The 18,060-nt window shown below is 51.7% G+C and carries 15 protein-coding genes; 13 read left to right on the top strand and 2 right to left on the bottom strand.

All coding sequences use genetic code 11. The annotated features are described in order from the left end of the window. Window positions 1–307 precede the first annotated feature (307 nt). The 9 genes from J3L11_RS12945 to J3L11_RS12985 all read left to right on the top strand — a co-directional run bounded on the left by J3L11_RS12945 (window position 308) and on the right by J3L11_RS12985 (window position 9,166). Complete coding sequence (locus J3L11_RS12945) at window positions 308–2,341, top strand: multiheme c-type cytochrome (RefSeq protein ID WP_189616703.1); 2,034 nt, start codon at window positions 308–310, stop codon at window positions 2,339–2,341. 52 nt (window positions 2,342–2,393) lie between these two features. Beyond that, complete coding sequence (locus J3L11_RS12950; protein WP_133040161.1) at window positions 2,394–2,813, top strand: rhodanese-like domain-containing protein; 420 nt, start codon at window positions 2,394–2,396, stop codon at window positions 2,811–2,813. A gap of 48 nt (window positions 2,814–2,861) precedes the next feature. After that, window positions 2,862–3,596, top strand: a complete 735-nt coding sequence (locus J3L11_RS12955; protein WP_207571266.1) for an FKBP-type peptidyl-prolyl cis-trans isomerase — start codon at window positions 2,862–2,864, stop codon at window positions 3,594–3,596. 12 nt (window positions 3,597–3,608) lie between these two features. After that, on the top strand, window positions 3,609–4,286 hold the full coding sequence (locus tag J3L11_RS12960; RefSeq protein ID WP_207571267.1) for a hypothetical protein: 678 nt from the start codon (window positions 3,609–3,611) through the stop codon (window positions 4,284–4,286). Window positions 4,287–4,299: 13 nt separating this feature from the next. After that, complete coding sequence (locus tag J3L11_RS12965; protein ID WP_189616892.1) at window positions 4,300–4,779, top strand: nitrous oxide reductase accessory protein NosL; 480 nt, start codon at window positions 4,300–4,302, stop codon at window positions 4,777–4,779. 13 nt (window positions 4,780–4,792) lie between these two features. Next, entirely contained in the window at window positions 4,793–6,079 is a 1,287-nt protein-coding gene (gene nosD, locus J3L11_RS12970) for a nitrous oxide reductase family maturation protein NosD (protein WP_207571268.1), read from the top strand. Beyond that, on the top strand, window positions 6,063–6,959 hold the full coding sequence (locus tag J3L11_RS12975) for an ABC transporter ATP-binding protein (protein WP_207571269.1): 897 nt from the start codon (window positions 6,063–6,065) through the stop codon (window positions 6,957–6,959). Before nosD ends, J3L11_RS12975 begins: the two co-directional genes overlap by 17 nt. Next, the gene (locus tag J3L11_RS12980; protein ID WP_207571270.1) at window positions 6,956–7,738 is read left to right on the top strand and encodes an ABC transporter permease; all 783 of its coding nucleotides are present in this window, start codon (window positions 6,956–6,958) and stop codon (window positions 7,736–7,738) included. Before J3L11_RS12975 ends, J3L11_RS12980 begins: the two co-directional genes overlap by 4 nt. A 147-nt stretch (window positions 7,739–7,885) precedes the next feature. After that, on the top strand, window positions 7,886–9,166 hold the full coding sequence (locus J3L11_RS12985) for a winged helix-turn-helix domain-containing protein (RefSeq protein ID WP_207571278.1): 1,281 nt from the start codon (window positions 7,886–7,888) through the stop codon (window positions 9,164–9,166). 48 nt (window positions 9,167–9,214) lie between these two features. On the opposite strand, the gene uvrA is transcribed toward J3L11_RS12985, so the two are convergent. Together uvrA and J3L11_RS12995 are read right to left on the bottom strand one after the other, a co-directional pair. Beyond that, on the bottom strand, window positions 9,215–12,037 hold the full coding sequence (gene uvrA, locus J3L11_RS12990) for an excinuclease ABC subunit UvrA (RefSeq protein WP_207571279.1): 2,823 nt from the start codon (window positions 12,035–12,037) through the stop codon (window positions 9,215–9,217). A gap of 149 nt (window positions 12,038–12,186) precedes the next feature. Then, entirely contained in the window at window positions 12,187–13,077 is an 891-nt protein-coding gene (locus tag J3L11_RS12995; protein WP_207571271.1) for a LysR family transcriptional regulator, read from the bottom strand. 107 nt (window positions 13,078–13,184) lie between these two features. On the opposite strand from J3L11_RS12995, the gene J3L11_RS13000 reads away from it, so the two are divergent. The 4 genes from J3L11_RS13000 to J3L11_RS13015 all read left to right on the top strand — a co-directional run bounded on the left by J3L11_RS13000 (window position 13,185) and on the right by J3L11_RS13015 (window position 18,055). Then, window positions 13,185–14,300: an NADH:flavin oxidoreductase/NADH oxidase gene (locus tag J3L11_RS13000; RefSeq protein ID WP_133040167.1), complete on the top strand. Its 1,116-nt coding sequence runs from the start codon at window positions 13,185–13,187 to the stop codon at window positions 14,298–14,300. Between the two features lie 286 nt (window positions 14,301–14,586). Continuing rightward, window positions 14,587–15,954, top strand: coding sequence for an MFS transporter (locus tag J3L11_RS13005; RefSeq protein ID WP_207571272.1), 1,368 nt, complete (start codon window positions 14,587–14,589; stop codon window positions 15,952–15,954). Window positions 15,955–15,991: 37 nt separating this feature from the next. Continuing rightward, the gene (gene ssb / locus J3L11_RS13010; protein WP_207571273.1) at window positions 15,992–16,663 is read left to right on the top strand and encodes a single-stranded DNA-binding protein; all 672 of its coding nucleotides are present in this window, start codon (window positions 15,992–15,994) and stop codon (window positions 16,661–16,663) included. A gap of 219 nt (window positions 16,664–16,882) precedes the next feature. Continuing rightward, entirely contained in the window at window positions 16,883–18,055 is a 1,173-nt protein-coding gene (locus tag J3L11_RS13015) for a site-specific integrase (protein ID WP_207571274.1), read from the top strand. Window positions 18,056–18,060 lie beyond the last annotated feature (5 nt).

The raw sequence follows: 18,060 nt of genomic DNA on the forward strand, positions 1-18,060 counted from the left end.
CCGCTTGTGAACTTTTCACAAATACAACCGTTTTTTGAGATTTTTTGAGAGTTAAAAAGAGCCGTTTGAGAACTGAATTATTAGTAATGGTAAATAATTAACTACATGAAATTAAACAATTTTTATCGTTTCATAATTTCTGAGATGTGACAGATTTTTCAGTGTGCGCCAGCGCAGATTTTTCAGGCATGTGTCTACCCATTATTAGCCGGTGCCGGTTCCTGAAGTGGCTGCTTTGCAGGGTAGTTGCTGGCCATTTGCTGTTCGGAACTGAGCATCACCATTTTAAAAAATTGAGGAGAGAGTGATGAAACCATGGAATACCAAAACAGTTGCTGGCGCACTGTTTTGTCTGGGCACTGCCATAGCAGTCAGCCCGGTGATGGCGACCTCTGACGGTAAACCGGGACATAACAACAAGAGCATGAGTGAAGCCGCGCTTGAAGTGATTGCTCACCCGGATCTGACAGAACCCACCCGCGGCGTGAAAACGCTGGACGATTATGTGGTGCAAGAAAAGGAACTGTTCGATTTTCTGTTTGAACACCATCCTATCTTTAAATATGCCGCCGAAGGCCGGATAAAAGGGGAATATCAGGTATCAGACCGCGGCGAAGAGTATCTGGAAGCGGGCGGCAGCGCCAAGTACGCCAAACGTGCTGGACATCCCGCTGCGGTGCAGTACCGTTTAGGCGCTAAGTCGATTCTGGATTATCCCAACAAGTTTGTTGGGCCGGAAAAATGCGGCGAGTGCCACCAAGTACAGTATGAAAAGTGGAAACGTTCACGTCACGCCCAATCAATTCGTTTCCCGGGTGAACATCCTGAAGTGGATAACGATCTGAAGAAAAAACTTTACGGATCGCAGGCGTCAATTCTGGCAGACGGCATCACCCCTGACACCATCTATGCCACCATTGGTACCCCACGTACCAAGTACGGTTATATCGATAACTGGCTGGTGCGCGGTTCCTACCATATTGAAGGCGGTTTGCTGAAAGACGGTACTGGCACTTTGGTGGCGGGTGGCAACCAGTTCTCCCGTGGCTGGGCCGAGTGGCTGACCCCGGAAATGGCCAAAAAGATCAAAAAAGTGATCCCTGATTTCCCAACCGAAATGAAAGAGTTCGGCGGCAGTGGCTCACACCAGTGGGGGATGACCTCCTACGGTGCGAGCTATGGCAAGAACTTCCTGTTCCAGCCTGCCAGTTCTTACTGCGAGGTGTGCCACACCTTCAAGTTTGACTTCAAAACCAAAGATGAATTTTTTGCCGCACTTGGCGATGCCAAGAAACTGCAAGAACACACCATCAGCCGTGGTATCGCTTGTGAAGAGTGTCATGGCGCCGGTGGTCATCTGGCCGGCGGTATTGGCGGCGGAATGCCTTCCAACTGCGAACGTTGTCACCAGCGCTTCAACTACATAGATGCGCAGGCTGATACTCCACAGGGCAAAGACAAACTGGAATATGCCTTTAACGCCAAGTTCAAGTCCGCTTGTCCTTCTTGTGGTACTGAAGGGGCGCAGATGTTCATGTCTGAACACTATGACAAAGGCATGCGCTGCTCTACCTGTCATGACCCACACGAAGTGACCGCTAACGACTGGAAATCTGGTTTCACCGTACCAGGGCTGAAAAAACAGTGTGTGGATTGCCACGAAGCGCAGGCTGAAATGGCACGCAATACCACAACTCACAGCAAATCTAGCTGTACTGCTTGCCATATGCCCAATATGGGCAGCTGTGAAAACTTCACTGCGATTCAGTATCCAGACCATGCCGGTTTCGATGCAGTGCGTAAGTCTCACCTGTGGAAAATTGACATCAGTCCAGATCGCAAGAGTTTGAATCCGCCAGAGGGCCAGCCACGTAAGAGCACCACCAAAGGCTGGACCATTGCCAAGGATGAAAACGGTCACGGTTATATCGACCTGATGTGGAGCTGTGCCCGTACCTCGGTTTCTGACCACGACGTGGTAGACAACAAAGGTTGTCATAGCCAGTTCCAGTCCAACATGGGCGCTTCACTGCAGTTCAAAGATCAACAGCAGATCTACGGCAAAGTGATGGCTTGGCAGACCCCGGTAAAAGACACCTTTGCCAAAGTGGAAAGTGCGGTCAAACAGGTCAATCGCCAGTTGCAGAAAGCCAATCTGTCAGTGGCTGACAAGACTCAGGTGTTGTTGCTGACTGAAAAAGCCAGCGATGCACTGGAGCTGGTCAGAAAAGACGGTTCCTGGGGGGTTCACGCACCGCGTTACACCCGTCAGCGTCTGGATGCCGCATTGACCTACGTCACACAGGCGCAGGCCATTATCAAGGGCAGTAGCAAGCTGTAAATGTTAAAGCAGGCTTCCGGTGTGATGCCGGAAGCCTGAGGAGGACTGAATCATGAGCAAGTGCTGTGGTTGGGTGTTACTGCTGGGGCTGACCGCCATGAATGTGTGGGCGGGGGGCGGTGGTGAACCGCGTCCAGCAGTGCGCTATGACCAAGAATTAAACCAGATTTCGATGCGAGAAGCTGAGTCGTTGATGGGGCAACCCGGGGTGCATTTTTACGATGTGAATACTCTGGAAATCTGGGCCGATGGTTATATCCCCGGTGCGGTGTTTTTTAATGTGCGTGACTGGAAAAAACTGCTGCCGGAAAACAAGGATGCCACCTTGGTGTTTTACTGCGTCAACCGTCTGTGTACCTCCAGCGTGCTGGCGGCCAGAGCAGTGATGAAACTGGGGTATACCGATGTAAGACAAATGCCGGATGGGATCTACGGCTGGCGCATCTCCGGGCGACCGGTAGCCAAACCCTGATCCCGTTTTTAACGAGCAATAACATGGCAACAAGCAGGAGTCATTATTATGTGGCGTAAATCTATTTTATGGTTGGGTGGCCTGGCGTTATGTGTCAGTGCCACCAGCTATGCCGGTGAACTGAAAACCCAACAGGACAAAGAGTCTTACAGCATGGGGCTGTCTTTGGGGAATTATCTATCCAACGAGCTTTATCAACAGCAACAACTAGGGGCTAAGACTGATGTGGCGCTGGTGATTGAAGGTTTTGTCGATGCGCTGAAAAACCAAGGAAAACTCACCGATGATGAAACGGTTAACCTGTTGAACCAACGCGCAGAAACCTTAAATCAGGCACGCGCTGCCCAGCGTAAACAAGTGGCGGAAAACAATCGCACCGCCGCCGCAGCCTTCTTTGAAAAAAATGCCAAGGTTGCCGGTGTCACCACTCTCAAAAGTGGCTTGCAGTATCAAATGCAACAGCAAGGCACTGGCGACGCACCTAAGCCAGAAGATGTGGTGACCGCCAAATACCGTGGCACGCTGTTGGATGGTACTGAATTTGAAAACAGCGGCGAGCAACCGGTTCGTTTTGCACTGATGACCATGATCCCAGGATTAGAAGAGGGTATCCGCCAATTACACCCTGGTGGCAAAGCACGCTTCTTTATTCCGGCTGCGCTGGCATACGGGGCCGAGGGCGTTGGCGCAGTGCCACCGCAAGCGGCACTGATCTTCGATGTGGAACTGGTCAAAGTGGAAAAACCCGCCAAGAGTCATGGCGGCATGATGCCTGGCATGTAACGGGAGGCAGCGATGGAAACTGCTCTGCTGCTATTAATACTGCTGTTACCACTGCTGCTGTGGTGGTTGGCGCGGCGTCATGGTGGCACTAAAGAACCCAGTTTCGGTGGCTTGTTGCTGGTGCTCAGCATCAGCATCTGTAGCGCTTTAGCTTATGGTCAACTGGGGGCGTTTGGCCAGTGGCAACAGGCCTTTGTCGATCAGCATATCGACTTGCAACTGGCCGGGCGCATCACCGAGGCTCGGCGACAGTTGGCAAAAGCACCGCAGCAGCCGCAACTGATGCTGGAGCTGGTGGCGTTGTACAACCAAGGCGGGCTCTACCCAGAAGCGGTACAGCTGCAACAGCAACTGATCGAACTTCAAGGCCCCCAACCTGAGCTGTTGGCGCAACTGGCTGAGCTGCAATATTACCGCGACCAGCGGCAACTCAGCGACAGTACCTGTGAGCTACTGGGGCAAGTTTTCCGTCAACAACCGGCACAGCTGCAAGCCCGTATGTTGCTGGCGAACGCGCTGTTTCAACGTCAGCAATATTTGCCAGCAATTGCGCAGTGGCAGTGGCTGTTAGCGCAGCCACAGTATGCCGATTACCAACAGCCGCTGCAGACGGCGATCGAGAATGCCCGCGCCCGCTTGCAATCATCGCCAAGCCACACACTAGTGGCCGACAATCTTTCTCAAGGATAAGGATAATAGCATGATGAAATGGTTATTTTTTTTGGCGACTGTGCTGCTATGTGGCTGCAGCCCAGCAGAACCGCAACATTCCTATATGCCCGAAGCTATTCAGGCTCATGATCGTTGCCACCTGTGTGGCATGGTGATCCAGCAACACCCAGGCCCCAAAGGCGAACTATTGATGAGTGATGGCTTGGTGCCCAAGTTCTGCTCGACCCGCGATATGTTCAGCTTTGCGTTGCAGCCGGAAAACCAACGGCGCATCAAGGCGATGTATGTACACGATGCCGGGCGTACCGATTGGGAACATCCAGACGACAGTGCCTTTATCGATGCTTCTAAAGCCTGGTACGTCTATGGCTCGCGCCGTAAAGGTGCTATGGGGCCATCATTAGCACCATTCTCCAGTCGTGAGGGCGCGGAGGCGTTTGCGGCCTCTTGGGGGGGAAAGGTACTGAGCTATCAAGAAGTTAATCTCAGTTTGTTGGAGGGAGCGCATTAATGCGCTCAGGCAGATGATGCGTTGGGCGATCATCGGATGGTTATGGTGTTGCAGCAACTGGTGTTTGGCGGCCAACTGGCAGGCCCAGCCGGGGCAAGCACTGCAACCGTTGCTGGATAATGCTGCTGCGGGCGACACCATAGTGTTACCCGTGGGGCGTTATCAGGGGCCGCTGACGATTTCCCACACGCTCATCATACATGCGGCGCCAGGTGCCACGCTGTTTGCCGATGGCACTGGCAGTGCTTTGCTGATCAGCGCCGCAGATACTCAGGTTAGCGGCTTGACCATCCGAGATTGGGGCAGCGACGTTTTCAGCTTAGATGCTGGCGTGCAACTGCTACCAGGGGCCGATCGGGTGCGCTTGAGCCGGTTAACGTTGCAAGGGCCGGGGTATGGTATTTACGCTGAAAAGCTTACCGCGCCAGTGATTGAAGATTGTCATATTCTGGGTGAACACCGTTTGTATGTGCTGGATCGCGGCGATGGCATCGCCATGCGTTACGTCGAGTCTCCGCAGCTACACCACAATCATATGCAGGATGTGCGCGATGGCATCTATCTGGAAGATGTCAGTCACAGCCGAGTCAGTCACAACCTGTTCCAAGGGCTGCAATATGGCCTGCACTACATGTATACCCACGATGATTTAGCCTGGCAGAACCGTGCCGAAGCGGTCAGCGGCGGTTATGCCTTGATGAGTTCCCGAGCCATTACCTTAAAGGACAACCAAGTCAGCGAGGCGGTGGACTTTGGCATTCTGTTGAACGTTACTCGCGATAGCCAACTGCTGGGGAATCAAGCCTCACTGGCACGTAATCCCAGAGGTAAAGCAGAAGATGGCAACCTGGGGAAGGCATTGTTTATCTATGATGCACACGACAATGTGATCCGCGGTAATGATTTTGCGAACAGCGACATCGGCATCAGCGTGGCCCTTGGTGCCGAGGGTAACCACTTCTACGGCAACAGTATTAGCAACAACCAGATCCAGGTGCGCTATATCGGCATACAAGCGCTGGAATGGAGCCATGAACAGCGCGGCAATTACTGGAGTAGCTATCAGGGCTGGGATCTTAATGCCGATGGTGTGGGCGAGCAGTCCTATCAGCCTAACGATGCCCTCGATAGATTGTTGTGGCTGTATCCCTCAGCCCAGCAACTGCTGAATAGCCCGATAGTGCAACTGTTGCGCTGGCTCAGCAGTGCGCTGGCACTGCAACCCAGTGTTGGCATCCGTGATTCCTATCCCTTGATGCAACCGCCACAACGGCAGGAGATAAATGATGCAGACCATTAATGCTAGCGGGTTGAGTCTCTGTCTCGGCGGTCAGCCGCGGCTGCAACAGCTGAGCTTGCAGTTACACAGTGGCGAGCTGTTGGCATTGCTTGGGCACAACGGAGCCGGTAAATCCACGTTGATCAAGCTGTTATTAGGCCTGTATCAGCCGGATAGTGGTTCGCTCACCGTTTTGGGTGATAAACCCGGCAGACAGTCGTTGCAGGTGGGGTATCTGCCGGAAAATGTCAGCTTTTATCCACAGATGCAACTGGGCGAACTGTTGCAGTATTTTGCTGATCTAAAAGGGATTAATCGCCGTCGAGTCAAGCAGCTACTGGTGGATTTTGGTCTGGAGCATTGCGCTCGGCAAGCGTTAAGCGTGTGCTCTAAAGGCGAGCGGCAACGGCTGGGGCTGGCGCAGGCGTTGTTAAGCCAACCAGCACTATTGCTGCTGGATGAACCCACGGTTGGGCTCGATCCGTTAGCGTCAGCATTCATGTATCAGACGTTGCAAACACTGCGCTCCCAAGGTTGCAGCATAGTTGTATGCACCCATGAGCTGGCGCTGGTGGAACCTGTGCTCGATCAACTGCTGATATTGGATCATGGCCGCGTGGCCGCCTGCGGTACATTACCCGCGTTGCAACAGCAGGCGCAACTGCCGTGGCGGATACAACTGCCCGCTGGCCGTGCTTGGCATACCGATCCGCTGTTGGCTCCTTGGCTGTGTGAGCAGCAGTTGCTATTTCCAGTATCCTTGTTGCCACAGATAAGCCAGCGACTGACTCAGCACTGGCACTGCATCGATTATCGGTTGCAGTCACCGGATCTTGGGCAGCTTTTTCGCCATTTTCTGGCAGATACCACATCCGAGCTAACGTTGGCGGAGGCTGTATGATGAGTGTCGTTGGTATTATTGCACGGCGGGAATTTCAGGACGCTCGCCGCAGTCGCTGGCTGTGGCTGGCGGCCAGTATCTTTGCATTACTGACATTGGCCGTCACCTTTGGTAGCAGTGCCGTGACCGGACAATTGCGGTTACCGCCACTGCCACAACTGATGAATTCTCTGGTAGCACTGAGCTGTTTTCTGTTGCCGCTGTTGGCCTTGCTGTTGGCAGCCGATGCTTTTGTTGCCGAAGCAGAAGCGGGCACCATGCTGCTGATGCTGACGTATCCCATCAGCAAAGCGCAGTGGCTGGCCGGTAAACTGTTTGGGCAGGGCGTAGCCTTACTGTTGGCTTGTTTGGCAGGGTACGGACTGCTGTGGTTGTTGCCATTATGGTCGTCGTCCATTCATTGGCAGCAGCTGTGGCGGCCATTGCTAACCTTGCTGGTGAGTGGTTGGTTACTGACGCTCATCTGTCTGTTGGCTGGCTACTGGGTCAGCCTGCATGTGCACAGCCGCAATCAGGCGCTGGTATGGGTACTGTTGTTATGGCTGCTACTGGTGTTGCTGTACGATCTCGCATTGTTGATCCTCGCGGTAGCGACCGACAGCCATATGGCGCCCAACGTACTGTTATGGCTGCAACTGTTGAATCCCGCCAGTGGTTTTCGGTTACTCAATCAACACGCCCGCCAATTGCCATCATTGTTGCTGTATCTGCAACCCGGGTTGTGGCTTATGGGCCTGTGGTGGCTGGTGCTGCGGGCGTTTCGCCAGCGGCAGTTGTGACCGGGTTAACGCTGCGGTGTTTATCCATGTTAGACAAGGGGTTATTTGCGCAAATCATCACATTATCCATCGGTATCTCTCGTTATTATGCGCCGTTGTATATCTGGCTCAAGGAGCCGAGTCTGCTAAAATTATCAAGGAGTTATGATGCAACCGCTCACTCCCTATTTGGCGCTCGATAACAAGGCTCAGCAGTTACTGGATCAGCGGGATAACTCGGTGATCCCGTTGTCTTATTCGGAAGCGCAGATCCTGCATTGCCTATTGCAACGGCCGGAGGCGATTATCAGCAAAGAGGAGTTGCTCGCTGTCGGCTGGCCCGACCGGGTCGTGGCGCTCACCTCGCTGACACAATGCGTCAGCACCTTGCGGAAAAAATTGGAACCCTATCCGGAGATCCAGTTAAAAACCGTCGCCCGCCGCGGTTATGAACTGACCATTTCCGAGAGTTCCCATGTGCATATGCTAGCGATTAATGACGGCCGTGCCATCCGCAAAGCATTGGTGGGGGTTTCCTGGTCGGTGAAAGTGTTTGGTATCACGTTGCTGACGCTAGTGCTGTGTCTATGGTGGTACTTCAGTGATGCTCATGTGATGCTCAAACACTTACACCACTGGCAGGCAGATCGGCAAATTCTGCTGAATGTCGGTGGTTTTCACGGTATGGCACGGCTATATCATCTCGACAGTGTGGCATCGTTACATCCGTCAATGTGGCAGAAACATCTGGCACCGGAAGGTAATCATATTGAGGGAATGACGCATTTCGGTGCCTTCGCGGCCACCGATGGACATAACTACTCCTTCACCATCTGTCCTGGAGCCGACACTGGGGAATGCAGCGGTGACGGTATTGTCAATATCACCGCCATCAAAGCCGAACCTGCCGGGCTGAATATGCAGCAGTTTATTCCGCTCAGTAAACAGATGGAGCAGCGTATTCGCTATAACCGGATTATTCTGCCGCCAGCGGAAAGTAATGCCGAAGTTACCGAACACAATTACCATGCTGATATCTATTTCCCGGTGGCGGGCGAACTGCTGGTGCGTACCGATCTGAGCATGTCGCTGGTGTATGAGGATAGCGATAGCGGCCAGTTCTATTTTTCTGCTTGTTTGACCGATCAGAACTGCATCACTACCCCTATCAAATACCAGTTACGTGGTCGTTTCCGCCAGTATCACAGTGAAATCTCCGGCCAGCCAGCGGATGTGTTCCAGGTGACGGTAACGCAGAAAGAGCTGATTAAGCCGGATAACGTTAGCCATTCGGCGATGGATTTTTACCGCGAGATCCGCAAGCACGATATCCGCGATGAAGAGCTGTATTTCTACCGTATCTATAGTGACAACAAAACCGCAGTGTGGCTGGTGCCGTTGATGGGCAATATTGTTGCTTGGACGACTTACAATCAGGTGAGCCTCTGATAACACAAAGGCCCGTTATGGGCCTTTGTGCATGGTCAACAGCGTGTATTACAACAGTGGTTTGAGGAAGCGCGCGGTATGTGATTCCTCATGCTCGGCTACCTGTTCTGGTGTGCCAGCTACCAGAATGGTGCCGCCGCCAGAACCGCCTTCTGGTCCTAAGTCCACAATCCAGTCAGCGGTTTTAATCACGTCCAGATTATGTTCAATCACCACAATGGTGTTGCCTTGGGCTTTAAGCTTGTGCAGTACATCCAGCAGTAGCTGAATATCGGCAAAGTGCAGGCCAGTTGTGGGTTCGTCCAGAATGTACAAAGTCTGACCAGTATCGCGTTTTGACAGCTCCTTGGCTAACTTCACCCGCTGCGCTTCACCGCCCGACAGTGTGGTAGCGCTCTGTCCCAGTTGCACATAGGACAACCCAACATCCATCAGGGTTTGCAGCTTGCGGGCAATCGCCGGTACCGCATCGAAGAAGCTGCGGGCTTCTTCCACCGTCATGTTCAGCACTTCATGAATGCTTTTACCCTTATATCTTACTTCCAGGGTCTCACGGTTATAACGCTTGCCATTACACACATCACAGGGTACATACACATCCGGCAGAAAGTGCATCTCCACTTTAATCAAACCGTCCCCCTGACAGGCTTCGCAGCGGCCGCCTTTGACGTTAAAGGAGAAACGCCCCGGCTGATAGCCGCGAGTACGTGCTTCCTGGGTACCGGAAAACAGTTCGCGGATCGGCGTAAAAATGCCGGTATAGGTGGCCGGATTGGAACGCGGGGTGCGGCCAATCGGGCTCTGGTCGATATCCACCACTTTATCGCACAGTTCCATGCCTTCAATGCGGTCATAAGGCGCGGGTTCGTTGACGGTCGCACCGTTCAACATCTTATGGGCGATACGGAAGAAGGTGTCGTTGATCAGCGTTGATTTACCAGAGCCGGAGACTCCGGTGATGCAGGTCAGCAGTCCAACCGGGATCTCCAAATCCACATTCTTGAGGTTATTACCTTTGGCGCCATACAACTTGATCATCTTGTTAGGGTCACACACGGTACGCGGCCCGGGCACGGTGATCTTCTGCTTGCCTGATAGGTATTGTCCGGTAAGTGACTGCTCACATTCTATGATAGTGTTGAGATCTCCTGCGCAGATCACCTCGCCGCCGTGGACTCCCGCTCCGGGACCGATATCGACAATGTAATCGGCGCTGCGAATGGCATCTTCATCATGTTCCACCACAATCACGGTATTACCGAGATCGCGCAGATGGGTCAGGGTGCTTAACAGCCGTTCATTATCGCGCTGATGCAGGCCAATGGACGGTTCATCCAGCACATACATCACCCCCACTAGACCAGCACCAATCTGACTGGCTAGGCGGATACGCTGGGCTTCCCCGCCTGAAAGCGTGTCGGCAGAGCGTGACAACGACAGGTAGTTCAGCCCCACATTCACCAGAAAACCCAACCGATCTTGGATCTCTTTGAGGATCTTCTCGGCAATCTGTGCTTTTTGTCCGCTAAATTGCAGCTCGGCAAAGTAGCGACTGGTATGGCCGATGGACCAGTCGGTTAATTGTGGCAGGCTGACATCGCCAATAAACACATTGCGCGCTTCTTCACGCAAGCGTGAGCCGCCACAGGTTTTACAAGGGCAGTTGCTAATGTATTTGGCCAGTTCTTCACGCACCGAGTTGGATTCGGTTTCGCGGTAGCGGCGATCCATATTATTCAGGATGCCTTCAAACGGATGATTGCGTATCACCACGTCGCCACGGTCATTGATATAACGGAAGGCGATTTTTTCATCCCCCGAACCATGCAGCACAATATCACGAACTTTCTGTGGCAAATCACAAAACGGGGTTTCCACCTTGAAATGGTAGTGCTCGGCCAGTGACGTCAGCATCTGGAAGTAATAAAAATTCCGGCGATCCCAACCGCGAATGGCACCGCCCGCCAGCGACAATTCATCGTTGGTGACTACCCGTTCTGGATCAAAAAACTGCTGCACACCCAGACCATCGCAAGTCGGACAAGCGCCGGCCGGATTGTTAAAGGAGAACAACCGTGGCTCCAGTTCCGCCATAGAGTAGCCACACTGGCTGCAGGCAAAGTTAGCCGAAAACAGCAGTGGTGCCGCCTCGGTGTTATCCATGCTGACCACTGTGGCAATGCCGCCCGAGAGTTCCAGTGCGGTTTCAAACGATTCCGCCAGCCGCTGTTGCAGATCGGCGCGCACTTTGAAGCGGTCTACCACCACTTCGATGGTGTGCTTGACTTGCAGTTCCAGTTCCGGCGGATCGGAAAGGTCACAGACTTCACCATCAATACGGGCGCGGATATAGCCTTGCGCCGCCAGATTTTGCAGCAGTTTCACGTGCTCGCCTTTGCGGCCCTGTACCACTGGGGCCAGCAGCATCAGGCGTTCACCTTCCGGCAATGCCAGCACCTGATCCACCATCTGGCTCACGGTTTGCGCGGCCAATGCTTCGCCGTGGATTGGGCAGCGCGGCTCGCCAACGCGGGCATACAGTAAACGCAGGTAATCGTACACCTCGGTAATGGTGCCGACGGTGGAGCGCGGGTTATGCGACGTGGATTTCTGTTCGATGGAGATCGCTGGACTCAGCCCCTCGATATGATCCACATCGGGCTTCTCCATCAGGCTCAGGAACTGACGGGCATAGGCCGACAAAGACTCCACATAGCGGCGCTGCCCTTCGGCATAGAGTGTGTCAAACGCCAGTGAGGATTTACCGGAACCAGATAACCCCGTGATAACAATCAATTTATCTCGAGGAATCGTGAGATTGATATTTTTCAGGTTGTGGGTGCGGGCACCACGAATTTCTATCTTATCCATCGCTGAAATAGCTGACTGCTGACCGAAGAAAAAGACGATCAGTATCGCATAAATTGCCGCCATCTCCTAGTAATTGCCCGCTATTTTAACTGTGGGCACAGTGCAATGGTATAGCGGTAAAGCCCTTTTGAATTAAAGGCTTTTAACCGCTATATAGGGACGTCTACGGTGCAATGTAGCGCCTGACGCAGGTAACTCACCACGTTTTCAGCACGACTGGATAAGGGCCATTCCTTACGATGGATCAGCCATAGTGTATCGACCACAGATACCGAGGTTTCCATGACCTTGATGGCCTGTTGGTTGGCGAAAGATATCCGAGCAAAATGAGGTAATACCGTAAATCCTAAGCCTCTGGCGATCGGCTCCAATAACAGGCGTACCTGATTGCTAAATCCAGTGACAGGTAAACTGCTAATGCCTGGATTACCTGGAAAACAGCGGCTTAACAGGCGGGTAGCCATGGAGCGACCATCAGGATGATCGATAAATCCCAGTTGTATTAAGTCCTGCCAGCTATCAATTGTTTTGTTGGCTGGAACGACTAACTCTAACGGCTCTTTGGTAAAACAGCTGGCAAGGAGACGGGGATCGTCCGGCTTGCTACTGGTTAAGCCAAGCTCATAGTGATTACTTAACACGGCTTCCAGCACTTCGGTATCGGGGGCAAAACGGTGACGAATGATCAACCCAACGTGCTGCTGTTGTAGATCCAGCAACAGTGGATACAAGCGCAGACCGATACTACCCGTGGAAACTATGCCAATATCACCGCAAGTAGCTTCTGCCTCAGTTAAGCGCATCTGTAAACGGTTTTCGGCAGTTTCCATCTCTTGCTGATATTGGAGCAGTGCAACACCCGCGGGCGTTAGCTGCATCTCGCGGCCACGACGGATCAACAATTTGCCAAACTGCCGTTCCAGTTGCCGCATTTGCTGGCTGACAGCTGCTTGCGTAATTCCCAAGCGTTCGGCTGTGCGAGTAAAATTTTTCATCTCACTCAGTGCCACAAATGTTCGTAACCATACTGGATTAATCATAAGTATAATTTATCAAAACCATAATTTAATGCTTGTTCATATTATAGTTGTGACTCTCTAAACTGATACCAATAAATTTTGATATTGCATCCGTTGATGAGGTAGTTATGACTGCAATTTTTTCTCCCTACACACTAAAAGGTGTGACACTGCGTAACCGTATTGCCGTGCCACCTATGTGTCAGTACAGCGCTGTCAATGGTTACACTACTGACTGGCATGAAGCGCATTATGCCGCTATTGCTCGCGGCGGTGCGGGGCTGGTGATTGTTGAAGCTACCGGGGTTTCTCCCGAAGGCCGGATCACACCCGCCTGTACTGGACTTTGGGAAGATGGTCAGATTCAGGGGATGGCACGGGTTGCCAAAGCGATAAAAGCCAGTGGGGCGGTTCCCGGAATTCAAATCGGTCATGCTGGGCGTAAAGCCAGTGCTAACCGTCCTTGGGAAGGGGACGATCATATCCCTTCTGATCAACCTAATGGCTGGGACACCATCGCGCCATCTGCTATCGCGTTTGGCGGCGGATTATCCAAGGTGCCACAGGCGATGACCCTTGATGATATCCAGCGGGTCAAAGCGGACTTTGTGGCGGCTGCCCAGCGGGCGCTTACCGCAGGTTTTGAATGGCTGGAGCTGCATTTTGCCCACGGTTATCTGGCGCAGAACTTTTTTTCACGTGTGGCTAATCAACGTACGGATGCTTATGGTGGTGATTTTGTCGGGCGTAGCCGTTTCTTACTAGAAACGTTGCAAGCCGTGCGTGAAGTCTGGCCAGAGCATCTGCCACTGACTGCCCGTTTTGGGGTGATTGAATTCGATGGTCACGATGAAGAAACTTTGGCGGAGTCCATTGAATTAGCTCGGCAGTTTAAACATGCTGGTTTGGATATGCTCAATGTCAGCATGGGCTTCTCCACCCAGAATGCTAATGTTCCGTGGGGGCCTGGTTTTATGGTACCAATTGCGGCCAAAGTCGGACGCGAAGCCGAACTGGCTGTAGCCACTGGTTGGTGTCTTGATAATCCGTTAATGGCAGAAAAGGCAGTAGCAGACAAGCAGATTGAGTTGGTGATGATTGGCCGCGCTCATCTTGTTAACCCTCATTATCCGATGCAGATAGCCCAAGCTCTCGGCGTTGAAAAACCGGCCTCGGTGCTGCCAGAACAGTATGCCTACTGGTTATCCCGCTATCATGGTTCGGGGACAGGTTCATCCCTGTAATTGCGTAACTCTGCTGCAAACACCCGCGTAATGCGGGTGTTTTGTTGTCTTCGCCAAACCACCGTTTCTGGTGATTGTTGCTTTCGCTGTCGTTTCGCACATTGCTTCGTGAGGATCATAACATTAACGTAATTTAATCAGACTATCTTTTTGATAACTCGCTAATTTATCTTTTACTACCAAATCGTGATCGCAACGGTGGGATTTCCCTTTGGGCGGGAAAAAAGCTTCGTGTTAAACTGCATCTCCTTTCCTTAAATAAAACTGAACTCAGGGCAAAAACAACATGGCCAATGCTGGACTTTCCGGAACAGAGAAAAGAGTCGCCTTCTCCTTAGCCGGCGTGTTTGGATTACGCATGCTGGGCTTGTTTATGATCATGCCGGTGTTCGCACTGTATGGACAACATCTGCAGGGATTCTCACCGTTGTGGGTGGGAATTGCTATCGGCGCCTATGGTCTGACGCAGGCGCTATTACAAATTCCCATGGGAATTTTGTCAGATAAAATCGGCCGCAAACCAGTGATCCTCGGCGGTCTCGTCTTATTTGCTATCGGTAGCGTTGTGGCCGCCATGTCCACCAGTATCTACGGCGTTGTGGCAGGCCGCGCCATACAGGGCATGGGGGCTATTGCTGCAGCAGTGCTGGCCTTAGCGGCGGACCTAACGCGTGATGAACAGCGTACCAAAGTGATGGCTATTATTGGCATGTGCATTGGTGGCTCGTTTGCCGTGGCGTTGTTGGTGGGGCCGGTAGTGGCGCAACATCTTGGCCTCAGCGGTTTATTTGGTCTCACCGGTGTGCTGGCCATTGTTGGCATGATTATCATGCAGCTGTTAGTGCCCAATCCGGTGCATCATGCGCCCGCTGGCGATACGCTGGCGCAGACCGGCAAGCTGCTGCAAATGCTGAAAGATCCGCAACTGTTCCGCCTAGACGCCGGGATCTTCCTGTTGCATCTGGTGTTGACGGCCGTGTTTGTCGCGTTACCGCTGGATCTGGTGGATGCTGGGCTTGTTAAAGAAAAACACTGGATGCTGTATTTCCCGGCGTTTGTCGGCTCCTTTATGTTGATGGTGCCGATGATCATCATTGGCGTGAAACGGCAAAATACCAAACAGATGTTCCAGATTGCACTGGTAATTATGGTGCTGGCACTCAGCCTGATGGCCTCCTTGCCCCACAGCTTGGTGGCGCTAAGTATCGCCGTTATCGCCTTTTTTACCGGCTTTAACTATCTGGAAGCCTCTCTGCCGAGCTTAATCTCCAAGTTCTGTCCGGTAGGTGCTAAAGGCTCCGCAATGGGCGTTTACTCCACCAGTCAGTTTCTCGGCGCATTCTGTGGCGGTTTGTTTGGCGGTGGTGCCTACCAGCTGTTGGGTTCAGTCGGTGTGTTTGTGGTTGCCGTGGTGCTGATGCTGATCTGGATTGGGTTAACCTTTGGTATGCGTAACCCCACACTACTCAAAAGCTATACCTTGGAAGCGGCCGTTCAAGGCCGCGAGCAAGCAAAGCAGATGGCCGCCAAATTGTCGCAATTGGATGGTGTAGCCGAAGCTATTGTCGTGCTTGAAGAAAAGGTTGCTTACCTCAAGGTCAACGATCAATTCGATTTAACGGCGGCGCGAGCTGTGCTAGGCTCTGCCAATTAAGCTCAACATAAAAGATTAAGAATCGCAGGAGATTTTCATGGCCAGTCGTGGTGTTAACAAGGTAATTCTGGTGGGCAATCTGGGACAGGACCCAGAGGTGCGCTATATGCCAAACGGCAATGCTGTGGCAAATATCACCGTAGCGACCAGTGATACTTGGAAGGATCAGCAGGGACAGCAGCAGGAACGGACCGAGTGGCATCGTGTGGTAATTTTCGGCAAACTGGCAGAAGTCGCCGGGGAATATCTACGTAAAGGTTCGCAAGTATATCTCGAAGGCCGTCTGCAAACTCGTAAATGGAAAGATCAGAGCGGTCAGGATCGCTACACCACCGAGATCGTTGTTGATATGCAGGGCAGCATGCAGATGCTGGGGGGCCGTCCGCAGAATCAGGGTGGTGCGCCAGCTCAGGGTGGCAATATGGGCGGTGGTTATGGTGCCCCACAAGGTGGCAGCCAGTATGCGGCGCCACAACAATCTCAGCCACAGTATTCTGAGTCTCAACCCGCCGCGCAGCCAGCATCGCAATATAATGCGCCACAGCAATCTGCTCCTGCTTATCAACCGCAGCAAAGCAGTGGTTATGCACCTAAACCACAGTCACAGCAGCGCCCGGCACCGCAGCCACAACAAAATCCACAACAGCAGCCACAGCAGAACTACACACCAGATCTGGATGATGGCTGGGATGACGATATCCCGTTCTGAATGACATAAAGTAATTACTGTTAAATATTTCTTAAATTAGTCTAATTAACTAATTGGTTTTAAAGAATAAAAATGAAAAATTAAGCCCTTTAAGTGTGTAAACATTTGAAGGGCTTTTTCGTTTTATGTGACTTTGTGTTTTTATAAAATCGTATAACTTTAAAAGTTGTAAAGATAAAATTTTGTAGCTACTCTTATTTTGTCAATAAGGGTGGTGCAATGAAAATAGAGCTAGTCACACACGAAACGGGCGAACAGATACCAATGATGCTGGATGATTCTGGTATGCCAGTTGTCTTACCTAATGAGTTTATTCTTGCCAGACGCTCCCTCAGTACAAATACATTGGTTCGGAATTTGAGAGAGCTATCAGTGCTCTATCGCTGGCTGGATAAATCGAATTATGACCTATCTGCGAAATTGCTGGCTCAGAACTCATTCAACGAAGCAGAATTAAAAGGTGGCTTGGTCGAAGCGTTAAGAATTGATCAGGCCAATGGACGTATAAATTTAGTAGCGCCTAATACCTTTAATCAACGGTTAACGACTATTAGACAATTTATCAGTTGGTGTATGGACGTATTGATAAGCCAGTTGCCTTTGTCTTCCCTAGACTATGAACGTTTGAGAGAGCGAAAGTCATTCTTTCTAAAAATGTTGGAAGGCAGCTTTATGTCTGCCACACCAATGAAGAAAAGCCTTCGTAAGGGGCTAAATGAGGTAGAGGTTGACTTCCTGCTTGCCGTGTTGCATCCCGATGCTAAGCAAGGATTTGGACGAGATCCTGCTGTAAAGTTTAGAAACTATGTGTCTGTAGGGTTAATGTTGTTTTGTGGTCTAAGGCCAGGTGAACTGCTTAGCCTTAGGGTAGAAGATGTTCAAGTTGGTGCGATTTCGGCGATAAAGATTGAGCGTAGACCAGCAGACCCACTGGATGTGAGGCGGCCGAGGCCTCAAATAAAGCGTAATGGTAGACTTATTCCGATTGAGAGTCGGCAGTTTGCTTTTACATTAAATGAGTACATTATTACTTGGCGTGAAGTGCTTGAAAGCAAAAGTAACCATGAATCAGACTATTTAATCTTGAGTGATGAGGGAGTCCCCCTGTCACAATCCTCAATTACACAGTTTTTTCAGTTATTGCGAACGCAATATGTTGATCGTCTTCCCGAAAACTTAACGGCCAAGTCTCTTAGGCACACATTCTCATCCCGGCTTGAGAGGGTTCTTAGAGCTTCAGGAATGGATGAGCAGCGCAGACGAGAAGCGCTGGCCTTTCTGCGTGGCGATAGTAGTTTAGATTCACAAGATATTTATATTGCCCAAGAAGTGGAGGAGCAGGCGGTTAAGTCATTGAGGCGTTATCAGGCAGATATGATGTCCGAGAGGTAGCCAAA

Source organism: Shewanella sp. 4t3-1-2LB, from assembly GCF_017368415.1.
GTDB classification, from domain to species: Bacteria; Pseudomonadota; Gammaproteobacteria; order Enterobacterales; family Shewanellaceae; genus Shewanella; species Shewanella fodinae.